This is a genomic window from Empedobacter sp. UBA7252, from assembly GCF_002472765.1.
Lineage (GTDB): Bacteria > Bacteroidota > Bacteroidia > Flavobacteriales > Weeksellaceae > Empedobacter > Empedobacter falsenii_B.
In genome coordinates this window covers 563-2587 of record NZ_DKSQ01000052.1, presented here as the reverse complement: position 1 = coordinate 2587, position 2025 = coordinate 563, and the positions used below count along the sequence as shown (strand labels likewise).

Here is a 2025-nt window from a genome sequence, read left to right as displayed (position 1 = left end):
CTTCTACTGCCGCAAAAGTTTTCAATGTAGATTTAGATGAGGTGACGCGTGAACAACGTAGTCAAGCGAAAACGGTAAACTTCGGAATTATTTATGGTGTTTCGGCTTTTGGTTTAGCAGATCAAGCAAATATTTCTCGTAAAGAAGCCAAAGCATTGATTGATGCGTATTATGAAACTTATCCAACGTTGAAAGCGTATATCGAAAAACAAGTTGAGGTAGCTCGTGACCAAGGTTTTGTAGAAACGTTAATGGGTCGTCGCCGTTATTTGAAAGATATCAATTCGAGAAATGCTGTGGTGCGTTCGCATGCTGAGCGAAATGCTGTAAATGCGCCAATACAGGGTACTGCGGCGGATATCGTGAAAATGGCAATGATTCAAATTCAGAAAGAATTGAAGAAAAATTATAAAACCAAAATGATTTTACAAGTGCATGATGAGTTAATTTTTGATGCACCCAAAGATGAGTTTGAAAAAGTTTCTGAATTAATCAAATCGACTATGGAAGCTGCAATGCAAATGGATGTTCCGTTGATTGCAGAAGTCGGAGTAGGAGCGAATTGGTTAGAAGCTCATTAGAAAAATATTATTTACAATAATTACAAAGCGTTACTTTTTAGTAGCGTTTTTTTTTGTTAAAATATCTACAAAATATTCTGATTAACAAATTCTTAACGAGATTAAAATATATCTTTAATTCATTATTGATTTTAAATTATATGAAAAAACTATTTTACTTATTTACATTGTTTACGATTTGTTTAAATGCTCAAATTATAAATCTAAAAATATTAGACCTTTCGGATAATTTACCACTTTATGATGCAGATGTATATTTCAAAAATTCGACTAAGAATTTTGTATCAGACATGAAAGGAAAAGTTGTGGTTGATTTAAACAATGTTTCGCAAACAGATGAGTTAATCGTTTCGAAAAAAGATTATCAAGATGCAATAATCAACGTATCGGAATTAAAATCTGAAATGATAATCAAACTCGAAAGAGTATCCGAAATCGAGTTAAAAGAAGCTTTTGTAACAAACTTGAAAGCCGAAGATGTTCTACAGAAAGTTTATGATAATTATGATAAAAACTTTAATATTGAACAATATTATTTCTTAGTTAATTTTCAACAAGATTTGTTATTTAATAATAATGAACGGGATTTTATTGATGCAGATTTACAGTTTAAATTTAAACGAGGAGATTTGAAAATTAAATCAAAAGGAATTGTAAACAACGAAATAAAAAGTGGACGAGAACCAAATTCAAATATTCGTTTGATTTATTATTTGGAGAGTATTTATTTGAAAGAAAAATATATTAAGCAATTTGTATACTTATTAAAGGAAAAGAAATATGAAGAATCTAATTTATCATTAACAAAATATGGAGATAGTTTTGTTTATGAAGTTACAATAAAAACAAAATCAAGAGATGTATTTCTGACAATTGATAAAGATACATTTGCTGTTGTTGAGTTTTATTGGGAAACGACTATTCCGGAAACTAAATATTCAGAAAATGAATTTTTAAGAGAAGCAAAAGTTGTTTATAAATATCGTCCTCATAACGGGAATTGGGTGTTGAAAGAAACGTCTGCAATTTGGAACACTACTTATGAAAAAGATGATGAAAAAACAGATTTAGATATGAATTTTAGTATAATCGTAAATGATTATAACACGCAATCTTTTTCAGAGTTCAACAAATCGGTGAACGAAAAGATGGATATTAGAAAAAGTTTTAAATAAAATAAAAACCCAATAAATAAAAATATAATTGTCGCAATTACCTCGTTTTTAGGAATTAATCTGTCAGCACAAACGCAAAAAGAAAGCATACGAGCAACTTACAAAGCCGAATTTATTTTTGATTATGAACAATCGAAGGATATGTTTTCAAAGAATTTGCAACCAGCTTTCAAAATGGCTATAGATAGAGGAGTTTTTGTCGATTTTATATTAGAAAGTAATAAAAATTTATCTGTTTTTCGAGCAGATACAAAAGTGAATAACGCACA

Annotated in this window: 2 protein-coding genes; both read left to right on the top strand. The window is 29.3% G+C overall.

What is annotated here, in order from left to right:
- Window positions 1–581: DNA polymerase (locus B2X73_RS07690; RefSeq protein ID WP_291096137.1), on the top strand; the 581-nt coding region annotated here is incomplete at its 5' end.
- 140 nt (window positions 582–721) lie between these two features.
- Window positions 722–1756, top strand: coding sequence for a hypothetical protein (locus tag B2X73_RS07685; RefSeq protein WP_219034878.1), 1035 nt, complete (start codon window positions 722–724; stop codon window positions 1754–1756).
- The last annotated feature ends 269 nt before the right edge of the window (window positions 1757–2025 follow it).

What these genes read in the sequence shown, in the direction of transcription:
- B2X73_RS07685 (WP_219034878.1), top strand. Translation starts at nt 722, where the DNA reads ATGAAAAAACTATTTTACTTATTTACATTGTTTACGATTTGTTTAAAT.